The organism is Nocardiopsis sp. iso_186 (assembly GCF_056173365.1).
Genome location: NZ_CM149670.1, coordinates 1,122,682 through 1,138,447, shown reverse-complemented (window position 1 = coordinate 1,138,447; position 15,766 = coordinate 1,122,682). Strand labels below are relative to the sequence as shown.

Genomic DNA, 15,766 nt, shown 5'->3' with positions numbered 1-15,766 from the left:
TATCCGCCCGATCCGCCATTGCCTAGATTGATACTCGACACCGAAGACGCGATCAGCGCAGGGGATCGTTTCCCCAGGAGGACGCATGAAGAACCCGATGATCTCCCTCTACTTCACCACCCGGTCCGCTGTCGCGAACCGGATCGACTCCCTGCGCGGGCGCGGCGACCGGGGTGCGGGCTTCGTGGAGTACGCCGCCGTCATCGTCCTGGTCGCGGCCATCGCCGCGGCGATCTTCGCCACGAACATCGGACAGACGATCGCGACCAGCCTGACGAACACGGTCGCGCAAATCCTCGGCGGGGGAACTCCCACGATTCCCGCGAATCAAAATTTCCCTGGGTAGCAGCTGGAAGGCTTTTCCTCTAATCGGGTCTCCTTTTTCTGGACGGTCCTTGCCCTATGCAGTCTCGACCCCGAGCGGTTCCAGCCGATGAGCGCGGACAGGCCAACCTGTTCCTGCTCATCGGCCTGACGCTGTCACTCCTCGCCCTGACCATGCTCTTCGTCCGGCTGGGCGACGCGAACCAGTGGCGTGGACGATCGCAGACCGCGGCCGACGCCGCCGCGTTGGCCGCGGTGACCGTCGCCCGCGACAACGCGGCGGAGATGCTGGCCGGCAACCAGATCCCGGCCGCCCGGCTCTACGAGCCCGCTCGGGGGCGCACCTCGGCCGAGCGGTACGCCCGCAGGAACGGCGCGGTCCTGGAGAACATCCGGGCCAGCGACAACGCCCTGGGCCAATTGGGCAACTTCGTGCGGGTGGAGACCCGCGGCGCCGAGTGCCGCCAGGAACTCCTCGAGGACGGCAGCCGGGCCTGGTCGGACCTGTTCTGCCCGCCGGAGGAGGAGCGGGACCCCGACGCGGACGAGGGCCTGGGGAGCATGGGCAACGCGTCGGCGATCGCCGAGATGGTGATGCCGGACTGCAGCTACGTCTTCGGGGTGGAATACCGGGTGGTCGGGGTGGAGTGCGACGGCCAGGTCATCCAGAGCGAGCAGCACGCTCGGCGACTGATCACGATCAGGCTCACCGGAGAAGAGGGACAGTACATCTACAAACCCTTCGGTGCGGCGGAGGAATTCCAACCGGAACCAACCGCTTCACCGTCCCCATGACACTCGCTATCGTGGAATCGACACCGCACCGTTTTCCCGCCTCTTTTATCGTGGCCGGCACCGGTCGCCGTTTTTCCCACCGCGCATCCGCTATAGACCGCATTCCACGCGGTTGGCTAGGCTGACCGGTTGACGCACCCCCATTCGGAAGGCTGTACCGTGGACCGTCCGCCCCCCGCCCCCGGTGCTCTCCGCGCGGCCGGGCTGTGCCTGCCGATCGCGCTGAGCGCGATCCTGCTCTCCGGCTGCGTGTCCGGTACGGACGACCCCACGCCCCCACCCGAATCCGAGGGAAGCGCCGCTCCCGACGGCGAGGCCCCGACAGAGGCACGGGACCCCATCGCCACTTCGTCGTACAACGCCAGTGCCGAAGGCAGCGATCTGCGGTTCGACCTCTATTCGCTGGAACGCCACGGCGACGCGATGGCCGTACTGAGCCTGGCGGTCACCAACGACGGCTCCGAGAACGCCTTCGTGATCCACAGCCTCACCGAGCTCGGTGGCCAGGCCAGCGCCCCCGACGGCGTCTCGCTGGTCGACACCGAGGCCCAGAAGCGGTACATGCCGCTGAAACTCACCGACGGCACGACCTGCCACTGCTCGTCCTGGGCGGGGAGCGAGTCATTGGCCCCCGGCGCGACGATCGAGACCTGGGTGGCGTTTCCCGCCCCGCCCCCGGAGGTGGAGCAGGTCGTCGTCACCACCCCGGTCACCCCGGACTTCCTGGACGTCCCGATCACCACTGCGGCCGCCCCCGACGACGCGATTGCGGAGGCGCCGGTGGCCGAACCCCGGATCCTGGACATCAGGGCGTTCGAGGACGACATCGACGACGGTTCCTCCCGTTCGGAATCGGGTGACGAAACCCAGGTCCTCCTCTCCTCCGACGTCCTCTTCGAGCTGAACGAATCGGCTCTGACTCCCGACGCGGACGAGGCACTGTCCCTGGTGGCCGAAGAAATCGACGCCTCTTCCGCCACAACTGTGCGGATCGATGGCTACACCGACAACAGCGGTACCGACGCCATCAACAACCCCCTGTCCAAAGATCGTGCCTCGGCTGTGGAGAAGGCACTCGGCCGGCTCATCACGCGTGGCGGAATCACTTTCGAGACCGCCGGTCACGGTTCCAGCGATCCGGTAGGCGACAACACCACCGACGAAGGTCGAGAGAAGAACCGTCGCGTCACCATCACCTTCGCCAAGTAGGGGTACCGTCTTGCATCGATTTCTGTCCCACGCAACGGCCGGCCTGCTGGCAGCTGTGATCGCAGCCTTTCTAACCGGCTCCGTCTCACATGCTGACCAAACCGCTTCCCCGCCTGTTTCCTCTCCCTCTGACTCAACAGGACAACCTCTGCTGGGTTCCAGCAAGGCCAGCAAGAGCACCTGGGATGGGGCAGTTATCGAGATCAGGGAACTGAAGCGCAACAAAACAGGGGATTACGCCCAGCTCATCTGGACGCTGCAGAATAAAAGCTCCAGTGATATCGGCCTGGGCGAACTCCAGAACACGACCTATATCTATCCGGGCTCATCCACTGGAAGCGGTCTGGTACTTCTCGACGAACAACAAGGAACTCGATTCAATCCTTATATCGATTCGGATCAGGACTGCGTCTGTGCTGGAGCAGATCACGCACCGACCATGTTCAGACTGATCACCAGTTCTGGCTCCCAGAACACCTACTGGGCCTCCTACCGGCTCTCCGCCGAAACCGAGAAAGTGACGGTGGAGATCCCCGGTTTCCTGCCGATCAAGGATGTTCCCGTCAGCTGAACTGCCAGAGGCACAAGGAGCTTTCCGGTGGCGAGAATCCCGAACACCCCCTCCCGGGACGGATCGACGGACGACCGTGGCGCGTCGTTCATCGAGGTCTCGGTCGTGACGATGCTCGCGGCCGGGATCATCACCGCGGTCCTGCAGTCCCCCGTTGGCGCAACCTTCCATGACAACGTCCGCGAGATGGTCTGCCTCGTGGACGGCCCCGAATGCGAGGGCGAGACCTGGACGGAGATCGAGCGCCCCGAGGAGCCGGAAGAGTACGAGTTCAACTTCGCCGGCTACTACGGCGGGGAGGTGCTGGGCTCGGGCGAGGCCCGGGTCGCCATCGAGTGGGCACTGTCCAAACAGGGCCTGCCCTACGTCTGGGGCGGAACCGGCCCCAACGGCTACGACTGCTCCGGCCTCGTGCAAGGAGCCTGGGCGGCAGCGGGTGTGCAGATCCCGCGCACGACCTGGCCGCAGCACGCGGCGCTGCCCGCCGTGAGCAAGGCCGAACTGCTGCCCGGCGACCTGATCTTCTTCCAGACCATCCCCGGACCGCCGCCCACCCACGTCGGCATGTACATCGGCGAGGGAAAGATGGTGCACGCGGGAAACCCGGTGAACGTGGCCCAGGTCCTGGGCAACCCCTACTGGGAGTCCCGGTGGGTGGGGGCAGGCCGCGTTCCCCAGAAGTGATCCGTCGGCCCACCGGACAGGCGCTCTTTCGTGAACGGAGCAGGGGGGATGCGGAAATCCCCTGTCCGCGGTCTTTGCCCGAGCCACCCACCGTCCCGAGAAAGCCCATGGTCTCCTCCCGTTCGCACGTCGCCGCCGCGGCAGTATTCCTCGCCGTCCTGACCGGATGCTCCGCTTCGAGCGGCCCGGCCTCCCAGGAGCGGTCCGCAGCACCGCTGTCCCCCGAAGCGCAACGGGTCAGGGACCTCGGCTGCGGCAGCTGCGCCGAGGACGTCCACGTCGTCCCGGGACTGACCCACGACGGTGCCGCGGCGAGCCTGCTCATCGCCCAGGCCGAACTCGAGGCGCATCCGGTCAGCGGAGCCACCCGGACCACCCGGGTCTTCCTGGTGCGCGACAGTGACGACGAAGTCGTGGCCAGCAACCTCAACGAGGCACCGACCGGCTTCGTCCCCCTTCCCCCAGCCGAGTTCGACGACAGCTGGACCCTGGCCGACGACGGCACCTTCCTACTACTGACCAGGTACAGCGGGGTCGCCGGAATGCAGCAGGTGTCCTGGTTGAAACCGGACCTCCCCGAGAGCATCGAGGGTTTCGGCCTCGTCGGGCCCCCCACAGCCGGACAGCGCAGCGTGGAGACAGAGGACCTGGACGACGATGGCGATACGGAGATCGTGGGATATCTCGGCGGCGACAACCCCGACTGGGCGCAGCGGTACGTGAAGTTCTTCCACCGGTTCGATCCGGAGAGCGCGAGCTACCAACCGTGGCGCTGCACGGAGAGCACCGACGGCGGAAAGTCGTACCCGGAACCGGTCACCATGTACGAGGCTCCGTGCTACGAGTTCGGCAGTGGTCCGCTTCCCTGGGCGGAGGGCGAATAGCCAGACACAGCACGCGGCTCCTCGTCAATGTCGGCCAAGGATGTTGACGGTGAACAGGACCGGCTCATCGGCCGGGACTCCGATATCCGGATTTCCGGCGTCACCGAACGCCAGTTCCGGAGGAAGGATCAACAGGACCCTGCTGCCGGCGGGACACCGGGAAGGGCCTCATCCCATCCGGGAAGAATCTGTCCGGTACCGATGGAGTAGGCACTGGGGCGGCCATTCCACTTCCAGGTGCTGTCGAAGACCTCTCCGGTAGTCCACGTGACACCCGCGAACTGGACAACGATCCGATCGCCATCCCTGACCGGCTCTCCACCTCCTTCGATGAGAGTGATTACCTCCAGTTGTTCAGGAACAGGATTTTCTGTCGAAACGGTTTTGGGGTGCCTGTTATCGGTGACGTCCACACCGGAGAGGGCGCCGGCCGACTCAACCTGTTCACCTGGGACGGTCTGGCCAGCCACATAGTGGTCAAGGATGTCGAGAACGTGCACGGTCGCAGTGTCCTGACTAGAGGAACCCTCCCCGGAAACCGGTGGACCAGATCCTGACGCAATCAGTCTGGTCCCGTTCTTCCAGTCGTTACCTACATCACCAGCACCGGAAAAGACAGCAGCGAAGTCTGCAGCTGTGAAAAGGATGTCGGGCCCGCCCGAGAAGGTAGAAAACGTGGGACCGGCGTTTTCGCCACGGCCATCGACCTCATAGGAGGCAAGTCGGGTGACGATCAGAGAATCCGGGCCGATGGGAAGCCCATCACCCTCGATGACCGTTCGGTGCGTCGGATTCACGGGCAACGAACCTTGCGCAACCAAGTGAGCCTTTTTCATCCTGTTTCTCGGAGCTGGAGGACCAGAACAGCGCGGGTGATCTGGCCGGCCCGCTGCGGGCAGCAGCGCGGGCGGCGCAGGATGTCCCATTGTTTGAGCTGGGCGATCACGCGTTCGCCCGGTGAGCGGAGCTTGGCGTGGGCGGAGTTGGCGTCCTTCTTCCACTGTGGCTTGCCGCGCCCTTTGAACGGGCAGAACACCACGTCCTAGAGCCCGACGCAGCCCTTGTCGCCCAGCCCGAGGAGGCCCACGGCCTCGATCCGCTCGGCGATCTTTTAGCCCCGGGCGGCGCGGGTGTCGTGCACCGCGCCGGGCAGCGACCACGACGTCCACAGGGGTTCGCCCTCCGGGGCTGCGACGACCTGGATGTTCATGCCGTGTTGCTTGTGCTTGCCGGGGTAGAAGGGCCGGTCGGCCCCCACCCGGTCGCAGGCGATGAGGGTGCCGTCCACGATCGTGTACCCCCAGCCTTTCCGGCGGGCGCGGCGCAGCCCTTGTTCCGGGGTGGGCGCTTGCTCGGCGAGCAGGGCCGTGGTCTTGCGCACGTACCTCCAGGCGGTCGTGGTGTCGAGGCCGAACCCGGCCGCGAGGGGGGGCGAAGGGCTCACCCTTGTACAGGTGGACCAGGACCAGCAGGGCCTGTTGCGCCGGGTCTGGGCGCCGCCGTCGGGGCCCGGTCGTGGCGCGGTGGGTGCGGATGGTGCGGGCGGTCAGGTTGAGGGGGCGGCGTGACAACGGCAGCGCGGAGCGGTAGAACAGCATGCAGAGCCCTTGGTGTGGCAGGTTTTCGTGGTTGTTAACCCACCTGCCAGGGGCTTCTTGCTGTTCGGAAGAGGCGCGGGGAGACCGGTACGGGGCTGCGACCTGCACCTTCAGAATGAAAAAGGCTCCGTTCCCGCCTGGATCGCAATCGTCCAGGGGGGCCGAATGAACGGCCAGCATGACAATGCCTTCTCCGGGGCCGCCGGGCTGGAGTCGAGGTCCAGGGTCTCTGCAACACCGCCCATCGGCTCGGCAGTGTCACAGCCCTCAAGGTCCAGTGCGGTGCACGCAGCTCCCTGGGCACCGTCGCCGATCATCGTGGCGACGGTGCCTCCGCCCGCGAAGATGACGGCCGCGGCGATGGCAATGCCGGTGTACTCCAGAAACCCAGCTCCCGTCTCTCGCCGTGGACGCGACGGCCGGAGGAACGACATGCGACTACCTCGCGGTGGGTGTGGGGCGGGGGCGGCGGGGTAATTTCGATGTTTCTTTCTCAAAGGGGGCCCAGCTTTTTAGGGCCCTGCGTTGGGCCCAATGGTTCCTTGCCGGGCCCAATCTCCGCTCGGTTCGTGTCAGGCCCATCTCGCTGCGTAGGATTCAGGTCGGCGTCCAATGCCCACGCTTTGCCGACAGCAGTGTTAGGAAGCGCAACGGTGTCTTTCTCCTCCCCCGCTCCTCGCCCGAATCCGCACCAGGCACCCGCGTCGGCCTTCTTCGTCGGTTCGACGGCGGACCTGACCCCGGAGAACCTGCTCAAACCGGCCAAGAGGCCTCCCAGTGGCGGATGGCGGCGGGCGTTGTTCACCGCCAGCAGGGGACTGATCAACCCGGGGGACTCCAAAGCCGAACTGCACCGGCGGGCACTTCGCGGCCAGGCGCGGTCCCCCATCGCCGGTGGACACCACCGGGTCGCCGTCCTGAGCCTGAAGGGCGGGGTCGGCAAGACCACCACGGCCGTGGGCCTGGGATCGGTACTGGCCTCCGAACGGGGCGACCGGGTGATCGCCGTGGACGCCAACCCCGACCGGGGCACCCTCACCGACCGCCTCCCGGCCGAACTGCGAACCGAACGCACCGTCCGTGACCTCCTCAACAACCAGCAGGACGTACGCCGCTACGCCGACGTACGGGGCTACACCAGCCAGGCCGTGTCGCGGCTGGAGTTCCTGGCCTCCGACGTGGACCCCGCGGTGAGCGAGGCGTTCAGCGGGACGGACTACCGCGATGTCGCGGCGATCGTCGAGCGGTTCTACTCCATCTGCATCACCGACTGCGGCACCGGGATGCTGCACGCCGCGATGAACGAGATCCTGGCCTTGGCCGACCAGATGGTGCTGGTCAGCCCGCCGTCCGTCAACGGGGCGCGCAGCGCTTCGGCAACCCTGGACTGGCTGGAGGCGCACGACCACGGCTTGCTGGCCAAGAACGCCGTCGTGGTGATCTCCCGAGCGGGCAAGGGCGCGACCGTGGACATCGGCCAGTTGGAGGGACACTTCGCCGGACGGTGCCGCAGAGTGGTGCGCGTCCCGGAGGATCCGCACCTGGAGCAGGGTTCGTCGATCGAACTGGAACGGCTGCGCCCGGCGACCCGGCTGGCCTACCTGGAACTGGCGGCCGAGGTCGCCGGAGGGTTCGGGTGAGCCGCGCCCTTTGAGGCGCTTGGGCCCTGGGGCCCGGTCCGGATGGGGTCGTAGGTTTCTGTTCGCCCGGCGGTCCGATTCCTTAGCGTCCACGGTATGCAACGCCTACGGGGCGACGACGCCGGGGGCAGCCTCATCGAGTACGTCGCCGTCATCCTGCTCGCCGCCCTCGTCCTGTCCGCGCTCGTGGTCGCCCTCGCCCCGGGACCGATCACCGACTCGATCCGGCGGTCGGTGTGCCTGGCACTCGACCTCGGTGGCTGCGACCCGGAGCCGGCTCCCTCCGCCGATGCCGATTACCGGCCGGAGCGCTGCCTGCAGAGCCGTATAACCGAGATGGGCGGGATGAGCGTCGAGGTGCTCATCACCCTCGGCGAGGAGTTCTCCTTCATCACCGAGACCTTCTCCGACGGCCGCACGCAGTTGACTCTCGTCAACACGGCCAGGTTGGAGGCGACTCTCGGCGCCGGGGCCAGCATCAACGTCACCAAGGCGTTCAATCTGGGCGCCGAAGTCGGCGTTACCGGAAACCTCAGTTTTCCCAACGGTTCGACCTGGGTCTTCGACTCCCCGGAGGAGGCTGCCCAACTCGCCGAGGACCTGCGGACCAAGCAGAAGATCGACCTCACCAAACGCGTCAGTCCGATCGCCGGATGGATCACGGACTGGGTCGCCGGGCCGGACATCCCCGACCCGCACATCACCCGTTCCGGGATCGAGTCGGGGGTGCGGGCGACCGCGGAGGCCGGTCTGAGCATCGGCAACGACCGAGAACGGTCCGGGACGGACGGTGGCGGCACCGGCTCCACCGGTGACGACGGGATCGAGGGGTGGTCGATCAGCCCGAAGCTCAAGGTTGACGGTGCCGTCGGTGTGACCGCCGCGCTCAACGAGTCCACCGACCACCGCGACGGCAGCGTCACGACCACCTACGAGTTGAACGGTTCGGCGAGTGTGGGCGCGAACTGGGTGGTCGGTCGCTGGAAACCGGTCGGCGGGCGGACCGGGTTGATGAGCGTGACCCGCGATGCCGAGGGCCGGATCACCGGTCTGACGCTGTCACAGGTCGCGACGGAAGGCAGCGGGTTGACGGTGACCACGACCGAACTCCCGGTCGAGACGGCGCAGGAGCGCGCGATGGTGGAGTCCTGGATCGGGCTCATCGTGGACGATCAGGTGATTCCGCTGACCTGGGACTCCATGGCCCCCACCGAGTTGGGGACCGATCCGAGCCCGTTCGAACGGTGGGTGTTCGAGAACGGGCGGACATCGCGCACGGAGTACGCCAACGAGAACAACATCCAGGAGGTGGCGGCCAGCGTGAAGGTCGGGGTGGGCCTGGGGTTGGGCGGGACCTGGGGGGACACCTCGATGACCGTCACCGACGCCGAGTACCTGGGGGCCCCGAACGGTGACGAGCGCCAGTACGTTGACTACACCGAGTGTGCGTGAGCAAGGAGAAACGGAATGGACGTCATTGTCTCGTGGCTGGTGGGATCGGTGTCGTGGTTCGCCCTCAAGGTGGCCGGCACCGTGGCGGTGGTGTGGCTCGCCTCTCCCGAGGAACTGAGCAGTTTCGAGGGGGCGGTGCTGTGGAACGGCGGCATCGGCTTCGTGTGCTATCTGCTGGTCGCGGTGGTGGCCGGCCTCGCGCACCGTGCTCCGGAACGGCGCCGTCTCGGGCGCAACGCGCTGGCGGTACTGGGCGCACCGGTTCTGTTGACCCTGTTGGACGGGGCGCTGACGGCGGTCGCTCCCGACCCCGACCCGGCCCTGTTCCTTGCCTGCGCGGTGATCTCCCTGCTCGGAGCCGTAGCGGGATGGCTGTTGGTGCGCGCGGCACGCCGGTCGTAACGCGGAAGGGCCCCGCGCGAGGCTCGTCGCGCGGGGCCCTTCGTCGTCCGGCTGCGGATGGTCTTTTCGGTTACTCCTGGACCCAGCCGATGTCGGTGTAGATGAGGGAGGCGAGTCCGTGCTCGCCCCAGTTGGCGATGTCGGCGTTGACCGCGTAGAGGCCGGGACGCTGGAAGAACGGCACTGCCTGGCCGTTCTCCCACAGGGCGCGGTCGATCTCGTTGGCGAGTTCGGCGTAGCGCTCGGGGTCGGTCTCCTTCTTCAACGCGTCGAACTTCTCGTTGACCTCGTCGGTCGTGATCTTGGCGGTGTTGTTGCCCCAGTTGGGCTCGCCCTCCTCGGTTTCACCGAACGGTCCGCCGTAGTTGCCGTAGGAGTCGCCGGCGAACGGGTTGGTTCCGGTGAGGACGTACGTGGCCGCCTCGTAGTTTCCGGGGATGACGTACTCGGTGAACAGCGAGTTGCCCGGGACCGCCTCGATCTTGACGTCCACGCCGATGTCCTTGAGCATGGCCTGGGCGATCTCGGCCTCGTCCTTGGCGACCTGCAGGTCGGCGGAGGCGACCCAGCGGATCTCCAGGGGCTCGCCGTCCTTGGTACGCGTTGCGCCCTCGGACTCCTGGACCCAGCCCGCGTCGTCGAGAAGCTGCCCGGCCTTCTCGGGGTCGTACTCGCCGAAACCTTCGCTGTTGTCCTGGAAGCCGTTCTGGCTGGAACGCAGCAGTCGGTTCACCAGCGGGTCGGTGGTCCATTCGACGGCTTCGAGCGAGGCCTGGGCCAGGGCGGAGCGGTCGATGCCGTGCACGACGGCCTGACGGACCCGGACGTCTTCCAGCTTGGGGCTGGCGCCGTTGAGCTGGATGAAGCGGTAGCCGTTGTTGACGGCCTTGGTGAGACGGGTGTTCTCCTTGTCCTTGAGCAGCGCGTAGCCGGCCGCGTCGGTACCGAGGTAGAACCCGTCGAGCTCGTCGTTGTTGAAGACCTGGGCGAGAGCGTCGTTGGCGTAGTTGTGGAAGATGATGCTGTCCAGCTTGGCCGGCTCGCCCCACCAGTCCTCGTCGCGGGTGACCGTGACGGTCTCGGCCGTGTCGTCGAACTCGACATCGCCGAAGGGCCCGGCGGTCACGGGGAGCTCGCTGACGTAGCCCTCGTTGAACTTGTCGGGGTCGGTCATGTACTCCTTGGGGTACAGCGGGTCGAACAGCTTGGGCCACTCGCCGTAGGGCTCGTCGAAGACGAGCGAGAAGGAGTACTCGTCGTCGCCCTTGCGAACCTCCTTGACCTGCTCGTAGCCGTCGGTGCTGCCGACCAGGTAGTCGTCGCCCTTCGCGCCGCCGACCGCCTCGGCCTGCTCCTTGTAGTCTTCCCAGGTGATGGGCTCGCCGTCGGACCACACGGCGTCGGGGTTAAGCGTGTAGTCAACCGTGAGGCCGTCCTCGCTGACCCCGTACTCCTCGATGTAGTCGGTGTTGGCGCTGAACGCACCCGCCTCGTCGTAGAGGGTGGCGATGGGCATGACCCCGGACACGATCCTGCGGACGTTGGCGAGGTTGCCGTCGGGGTGCCACATGTTGTACTGAGCGGGGTACTCGTTGAGGCCCCACTTGAACGTCCCGCCGTCCTGCACGGCGTCGCGCTCCTGGGGGTTCATGTCCTGGGCGGGGATGTCGGCGAGGGTCTCCTCGGAGCCACCGTTCTCGTTGCCGTCGCCGCTGCCGGAACAGGCGCTGGCGAGAAGCGCCAGTGCCAGCACCGGTGCGGTCAGCGCCGCGCTCTTCCTGAATCGCATGCAGTTCCTCCTCGGGGGTTACCGGTCCACCGCGTACACGCGGGAACCGGGAGTGGGGTCAGACGACGACGCGTTTTTGCGCGTAGTGACACGCGGTGGCGTGGTCGTCTCCGGTCAAGGGCCGGATGGCGGGCTCTTCGGAGAGGCAGCGCCGCCGGTCGCTCTCCGGGAGCGCCTGGAACTTCGGGCAGCGGGTGCGGAAGCTGCATCCCGATGGCGGGTTCGCCGGGCTGGGCAGGTCACCCTCCAGCACGATGTGGGTCCGGCTCCGCTCCTTCTCCGGGTCGGGGATGGGGATCGCCGACAGGAGCGCCTGGGTGTAGGGGTGGGCCGGTTCGGTGTAGATGGAGTGGACGTCGCCGATCTCGACGATCTTGCCGAGGTACATGACGGCGACCCGGTCGGCCAGGTGCCGGATGACCGACAGGTCGTGGGCGACGAAGAGGTAGGCGAGGCCGAGCCTGGCCTGGAGTTCCTCCAGCAGGTTGACCACACCGGCCTGGATGGACACGTCCAGTGCCGAGACGGGCTCGTCCAGGACGAGGACCTTCGGCTCCAGGGCGAGCGCGCGGGCGATGCCGATGCGCTGGCGCTGGCCGCCGGAGAATTCCGCCGGGTAACGGGAGGCGTGCGCGGGGTCGAGGCCCACCAGGGCCAGGAGTTCGCGGACCCGCGCGTTGAGCCTGCTCCTGGGGTAGGAGTGGGTGCGCAGGGGCTCGGCGATGATCTCGAAGACCGGCATCCGCGGGTCCAGCGAGGACATGGGGTCCTGGAAGACGACCTGCATGTCGCGGCGGATCTTGAAGCGCTCACGCCTGGACAGCCGTCCCGACTCCTTGCCAAGGACCACGACCTTCCCGCGCGCGGGTCGGTCCAGGCTGAGGATCTCCATCAGCGTGGTGGACTTGCCGCACCCCGACTCCCCGACGAGGCCGAGGGTCTCGCGCTCGCGGATGTCGAAGCTGATGCCGTTGACGGCGTACACCGTGCCGACACGACGCTTGAACAGCGCTCCCTTGAGCAGGGGGTGGTGCTTGATGAGGTCGTTGACCTCCAGCACCACCGGACGGTCCGCGCGGGGGAGCCGGGCGACGGCGTCAGCGGGGATCTCGGGCAGGGGGTAGATGTCGGCGGCGGTCCAGTTCTCGGTGTCGATCTCCCCGGAACGGATACAGGCCGAACGGTGTTCGACCGTACTGCTCCGTGCCGGCTCGGACGCGGCGGCCTGGGACTGGCCGACCGCGTCGATCTCCGGGGTGCTGGGCTGGGCTCCGATGGTGAGGAGCTGGGGCTCTCCGGCGGAGCACTGGGGCAGGGCGATCGGGCACCGCGGAGCGAAGGGGCAGCCCGGGGGCAACGCGGCCAGCGAGGGCGGGTTGCCCTTGATGGGCACCAGCGGGGTCTTCTCCTCCAGGTCGAGCCTGGGGATCGCTCCGAGCAGACCCATCGTGTAGGGCATGCGCGTGCGGTAGTAGACCTCGTTGACGGTTCCCATCTCGACCGGGCGCCCTGCGTACATGACCAGGACGCGGTCCACGAAGCCCGCCACGACGCCGAGGTCGTGGGTGATCATGACGATGGCGGCGCCGGTCTCGCGCTGCGCGGTCTTGAGCAGTTCGAGGACCTGGGCCTGGATGGTGACGTCGAGTGCGGTCGTGGGCTCGTCGCAGATGATGACGTCGGGGTCGTTGGCCATGGCCATGGCGATCATGACCCGTTGGCGCATACCGCCGGAGAATTCGTGCGGGAACGCCTTGAGGCGCTGGGCCGCGTTGGGGATGCCCACGAGGGCGAGCAGTTCGGCCGCCCGGGTCAGCGCCTGCTGTTTGGAGACCGTGGAGTCGTGCACCCGGACGGCCTCGGCGAGCTGGTCGCCGACGGTGTAGACCGGGGTCAGCGCCGAGAGGGGGTCCTGGAAGACCATCGAGATGACCTTGCCGCGGACCTTGGCAAGGCGCTGGTCGTCGAGGCCGAGCAGTTCCTGGCCTTTGAGCCGGACCGAACCGGTCACCTCGGCGTACTCGGGGAGCAGCCCCATCGCCGCCAGGGACGACACCGACTTCCCGGAACCGGATTCGCCGACGATCCCGAGGATCTCGCCGCGGTTGAGCCGGTAGCTGACACCGCGCACGGCCTTGATGTCGGGGGCCTTGTTCACCCCGGGGAAGGTGACGTGCAGGTTGTCGACTTCGAGCACGGGAACGTCGCCGGACCGGGTCGGGGCCGGGTCGGGCGCGGTCGTGGTCTCGGTGTTGTTCATCGGGGTTCCCTCCCTTAGGCCCGGCGGGACTTGGACTGGGGGTCGAGTGCGTCCCGCAGCCCGTCGCCGATCATGTTGACGGCCAGGACGAGCAGGACCAGTAGGCCGGTGCAGAAGACGAAGGTCCACGGGTGGGTGACGGCCTGGCGCGCGCCCACGGCGATGAGGGAGCCCAGGGTGACGTCGGGCGGCTGGACACCGAATCCGAAGTAGGACAGGGCCGTCTCGGCGATGATCGCGGAGCTGACGTTGATGGTGGCGTCCACGATGAGCAGCGACGACATGTTGGGAATGATGTGGCGGAAGATGATCTTCCAGGCCGGGACGCCCATGAAGCGCGCGGCGTGCACGTACTCGCGTTCCTTGAGCGAGATGGTCATGCCCCGGATCATCTTGGCGGTGACCATCCAGCCGAACGCGGCGAGCAGGAGGACGAAGACGAGCCAGCCGCTGGTCCGCAGTACCGGGGAGAGGATGGCGAGGATCAGGAAGCTGGGCAGCACCAGGGCGAGGTCGGTGATCCACATGAGCGCCCGGTCGCTGACGCCCGTGAAATAGCCGGCGAACGCTCCGACGACGGCGGCGAACGTGGTGGTGATGACCGCGACGAGCAAGCCGATGATCAGCGACTTCTGCAGACCGGACATCGTGATGGTGAAGATGTCGCGACCGGTGTTGTCGGTGCCGAGCCAGTGTTCGGGCGAGGGCGGTTTGAGGAAGCTGGAGAAGTCCCGTTCTCCGAATTCCCAGGGGCTGATCAGCGGCCCCAGCCACGCGGCGGCGGCCATGAGCGCCAGGATGACCAGTCCCACGACCACGCGGCGGGTGCGCAGCATCTGGGACAGGACCCCGGACCAGCGGCCGGGGACCCGGGTCTCGTCACTGCCGCCTTCGTGTCCGGTCGAGGTTTCGAGCGCTACGCGCTCAGCGGACATGCTCATCGGTTCTTCTCCAACGTGGTGCGGACAGTCGCGCAGGAAACGGTGGCGGGCTGCGCCTGATCGGCCATCAGCCCACCCTCACCCGCGGGTCGAGCCAGGCGTAGAGGATGTCGGAGAAGAAAGAGGCCGCCATGACGCACACGGCCATGAAACAGGAGACTGCGGCGACGGCGTGGACGTCGTTGGTGAAGATCGAGTTGACGACCCAGGCCCCCATCCCGTTCCAGCCGTAGACCTTCTCGGTGAAGGTCGTCCCGGCCAACAGGATGCCGAACGTGAAGGTGAAGTAGGTGACGGTGGGGATGAGTGCGGTGCGCAGCGCGTGTTTGAACAAAGCGGCCCGGCGGGTGAGCCCCTTGGCCATGGCGGTGCGCACGAAGTCCGACCCGAGGACGTCGAGCATCATGTTGCGCTGGTAGCGGCTGAACGCCGCGAAGAGGGCGATGGCCAGGGTGAGCGTCGGCAGGACCATGTGTTGCAGGCGGTTGCCCAGTGTCCCCCAGAACCCCGCGTCCAGGCCTGAGGTGTACTCACCGCCGTACTGGAATATCTGCACACCGGTCGCCTGGTTGATCGAGGCCGCCGCGACCTGGAGGGTCACCGCGATGACGACCGTGGGCACGGCGAGCACGAAGAACGCGGCAGCCGTGGCCGTCTTGTCGAATTTCCGGTACTGGCGCACCGCGGAGTAGGCGCCGATGGCGACTCCGGTGGTGCAGCCGATGATCGTGCCGGCGATGATCAGGCGCAGGGTCACCCCGGCTTTGCGGGCGATCTCGGTGTTGACCGGTTTGCCCTGGATGGTCTGCCCGAAGTCGCCGGTGGCGACGCCGGTGACCCATGTCGTGTAGCGCTCCGCCAACGGGGTCTTGTCGTTGAGGTTGAGCTGGTAGAGCCGGGCGTCAACCGACTCCGGCGAGGGCGGCGGCTGCATCTGCTCGAAGTTGGCGCGCGGATCGAGCGTGGTCGCGGCCAGCAGGTAGGCGAATGTGGTCGCCAAGAACACCAGAACCACGTAGTTCGCTAGTCGCCTGACCAGGAACATCCCCATGTGGGGCCTCCCGCCTTCGCCTGTTGGGCGCTTCAGTGGTCTCGGCCCTCACCACCATCCCCGAGCAGATCACACCATTTAATTACGGAGAGTGACATTTTGATGGGATTTGCGATGAGCTACTGAGACGTATTGTGATTATCGGCCCACGGTCAGCAAGCCCAAT

General features: G+C 66.9%; 14 protein-coding genes and 2 pseudogenes. 9 read left to right on the top strand and 7 right to left on the bottom strand.

From position 1 onward, the window contains the following. Positions 1–85 precede the first annotated feature (85 nt). From AC0VYP_RS05165 to AC0VYP_RS05140, 6 genes are all read left to right on the top strand, one after another. Positions 86–346, top strand: coding sequence for a hypothetical protein (locus AC0VYP_RS05165; RefSeq protein WP_475472766.1), 261 nt, complete (start codon positions 86–88; stop codon positions 344–346). 56 nt (positions 347–402) lie between these two features. Continuing rightward, positions 403–1,119: a pilus assembly protein TadG-related protein gene (locus AC0VYP_RS05160; RefSeq protein WP_285759002.1), complete on the top strand. Its 717-nt coding sequence runs from the start codon at positions 403–405 to the stop codon at positions 1,117–1,119. A gap of 159 nt (positions 1,120–1,278) precedes the next feature. Further along, entirely contained in the window at positions 1,279–2,328 is a 1,050-nt protein-coding gene (locus AC0VYP_RS05155) for an OmpA family protein (protein ID WP_475472765.1), read from the top strand. A gap of 10 nt (positions 2,329–2,338) precedes the next feature. Then, complete coding sequence (locus AC0VYP_RS05150; RefSeq protein ID WP_475472763.1) at positions 2,339–2,899, top strand: hypothetical protein; 561 nt, start codon at positions 2,339–2,341, stop codon at positions 2,897–2,899. Between the two features lie 27 nt (positions 2,900–2,926). Beyond that, on the top strand, positions 2,927–3,583 hold the full coding sequence (locus AC0VYP_RS05145; protein WP_285758997.1) for a C40 family peptidase: 657 nt from the start codon (positions 2,927–2,929) through the stop codon (positions 3,581–3,583). A gap of 107 nt (positions 3,584–3,690) precedes the next feature. Next, on the top strand, positions 3,691–4,467 hold the full coding sequence (locus tag AC0VYP_RS05140) for a hypothetical protein (protein ID WP_285758994.1): 777 nt from the start codon (positions 3,691–3,693) through the stop codon (positions 4,465–4,467). 24 nt (positions 4,468–4,491) lie between these two features. On the opposite strand, the pseudogene AC0VYP_RS05135 reads toward AC0VYP_RS05140, so the two are convergent. From AC0VYP_RS05135 to AC0VYP_RS05125, 3 genes and pseudogenes are all read right to left on the bottom strand, one after another. After that, positions 4,492–5,303 (bottom strand): annotated as a pseudogene (locus tag AC0VYP_RS05135) (FKBP-type peptidyl-prolyl cis-trans isomerase). Then, positions 5,300–6,065, bottom strand: a pseudogene (locus AC0VYP_RS05130) (transposase family protein). The pseudogenes AC0VYP_RS05135 and AC0VYP_RS05130 overlap by 4 nt, the downstream one beginning before the upstream one ends. A gap of 110 nt (positions 6,066–6,175) precedes the next feature. Beyond that, positions 6,176–6,499 (bottom strand): hypothetical protein, encoded by a 324-nt coding sequence (locus AC0VYP_RS05125; protein WP_475472761.1) that lies wholly within the window; start codon positions 6,497–6,499, stop codon positions 6,176–6,178. Positions 6,500–6,718: 219 nt separating this feature from the next. Here AC0VYP_RS05125 and AC0VYP_RS05120 point away from each other — a divergent pair, with 219 nt between their 5' ends. The 3 genes from AC0VYP_RS05120 (at position 6,719) to AC0VYP_RS05110 (ending at position 9,559) form a co-directional block, all read left to right on the top strand. After that, a complete protein-coding gene (locus AC0VYP_RS05120; protein ID WP_475472760.1) occupies positions 6,719–7,705 on the top strand; it encodes a MinD/ParA family ATP-binding protein in 987 nt (328 codons plus the stop codon). 96 nt (positions 7,706–7,801) lie between these two features. Continuing rightward, complete coding sequence (locus tag AC0VYP_RS05115; RefSeq protein WP_475472758.1) at positions 7,802–9,157, top strand: hypothetical protein; 1,356 nt, start codon at positions 7,802–7,804, stop codon at positions 9,155–9,157. Between the two features lie 15 nt (positions 9,158–9,172). After that, positions 9,173–9,559 (top strand): hypothetical protein, encoded by a 387-nt coding sequence (locus tag AC0VYP_RS05110; protein ID WP_285758987.1) that lies wholly within the window; start codon positions 9,173–9,175, stop codon positions 9,557–9,559. A gap of 70 nt (positions 9,560–9,629) precedes the next feature. On the opposite strand, the gene AC0VYP_RS05105 is transcribed toward AC0VYP_RS05110, so the two are convergent. From AC0VYP_RS05105 to AC0VYP_RS05090, 4 genes are all read right to left on the bottom strand, one after another. Continuing rightward, positions 9,630–11,348 carry an ABC transporter family substrate-binding protein gene (locus tag AC0VYP_RS05105; RefSeq protein WP_285758986.1) on the bottom strand — a complete coding sequence of 573 codons (1,719 nt, stop codon included), beginning with the start codon at positions 11,346–11,348 and terminating at the stop codon, positions 9,630–9,632. Positions 11,349–11,406: 58 nt separating this feature from the next. Then, positions 11,407–13,608 carry an ABC transporter ATP-binding protein gene (locus AC0VYP_RS05100; RefSeq protein ID WP_475472755.1) on the bottom strand — a complete coding sequence of 734 codons (2,202 nt, stop codon included), beginning with the start codon at positions 13,606–13,608 and terminating at the stop codon, positions 11,407–11,409. Positions 13,609–13,622: 14 nt separating this feature from the next. Further along, positions 13,623–14,549 (bottom strand): ABC transporter permease, encoded by a 927-nt coding sequence (locus tag AC0VYP_RS05095; RefSeq protein ID WP_285758983.1) that lies wholly within the window; start codon positions 14,547–14,549, stop codon positions 13,623–13,625. A 67-nt stretch (positions 14,550–14,616) separates the two neighbouring features. Beyond that, entirely contained in the window at positions 14,617–15,600 is a 984-nt protein-coding gene (locus AC0VYP_RS05090) for an ABC transporter permease (RefSeq protein ID WP_475472754.1), read from the bottom strand. Between the last annotated feature and the right edge of the window lie 166 nt (positions 15,601–15,766).

Bases quoted from the DNA above. Each gene is read 5' to 3' on its own strand.
- AC0VYP_RS05165 (WP_475472766.1), top strand. From the start codon at position 86: ATGAAGAACCCGATGATCTCCCTCTACTTCACCACCCGGTCCGCTGTC.
- AC0VYP_RS05160 (WP_285759002.1), top strand. From the start codon at position 403: ATGCAGTCTCGACCCCGAGCGGTTCCAGCCGATGAGCGCGGACAGGCC.
- AC0VYP_RS05140 (WP_285758994.1), top strand. From the start codon at position 3,691: ATGGTCTCCTCCCGTTCGCACGTCGCCGCCGCGGCAGTATTCCTCGCC.
- AC0VYP_RS05125 (WP_475472761.1), bottom strand. From the start codon at position 6,499: ATGTCGTTCCTCCGGCCGTCGCGTCCACGGCGAGAGACGGGAGCTGGG.
- AC0VYP_RS05115 (WP_475472758.1), top strand. From the start codon at position 7,802: ATGCAACGCCTACGGGGCGACGACGCCGGGGGCAGCCTCATCGAGTAC.
- AC0VYP_RS05110 (WP_285758987.1), top strand. From the start codon at position 9,173: ATGGACGTCATTGTCTCGTGGCTGGTGGGATCGGTGTCGTGGTTCGCC.
- AC0VYP_RS05105 (WP_285758986.1), bottom strand. From the start codon at position 11,348: ATGCGATTCAGGAAGAGCGCGGCGCTGACCGCACCGGTGCTGGCACTG.
- AC0VYP_RS05100 (WP_475472755.1), bottom strand. From the start codon at position 13,608: ATGAACAACACCGAGACCACGACCGCGCCCGACCCGGCCCCGACCCGG.
- AC0VYP_RS05095 (WP_285758983.1), bottom strand. From the start codon at position 14,549: ATGAGCATGTCCGCTGAGCGCGTAGCGCTCGAAACCTCGACCGGACAC.
- AC0VYP_RS05090 (WP_475472754.1), bottom strand. From the start codon at position 15,600: ATGGGGATGTTCCTGGTCAGGCGACTAGCGAACTACGTGGTTCTGGTG.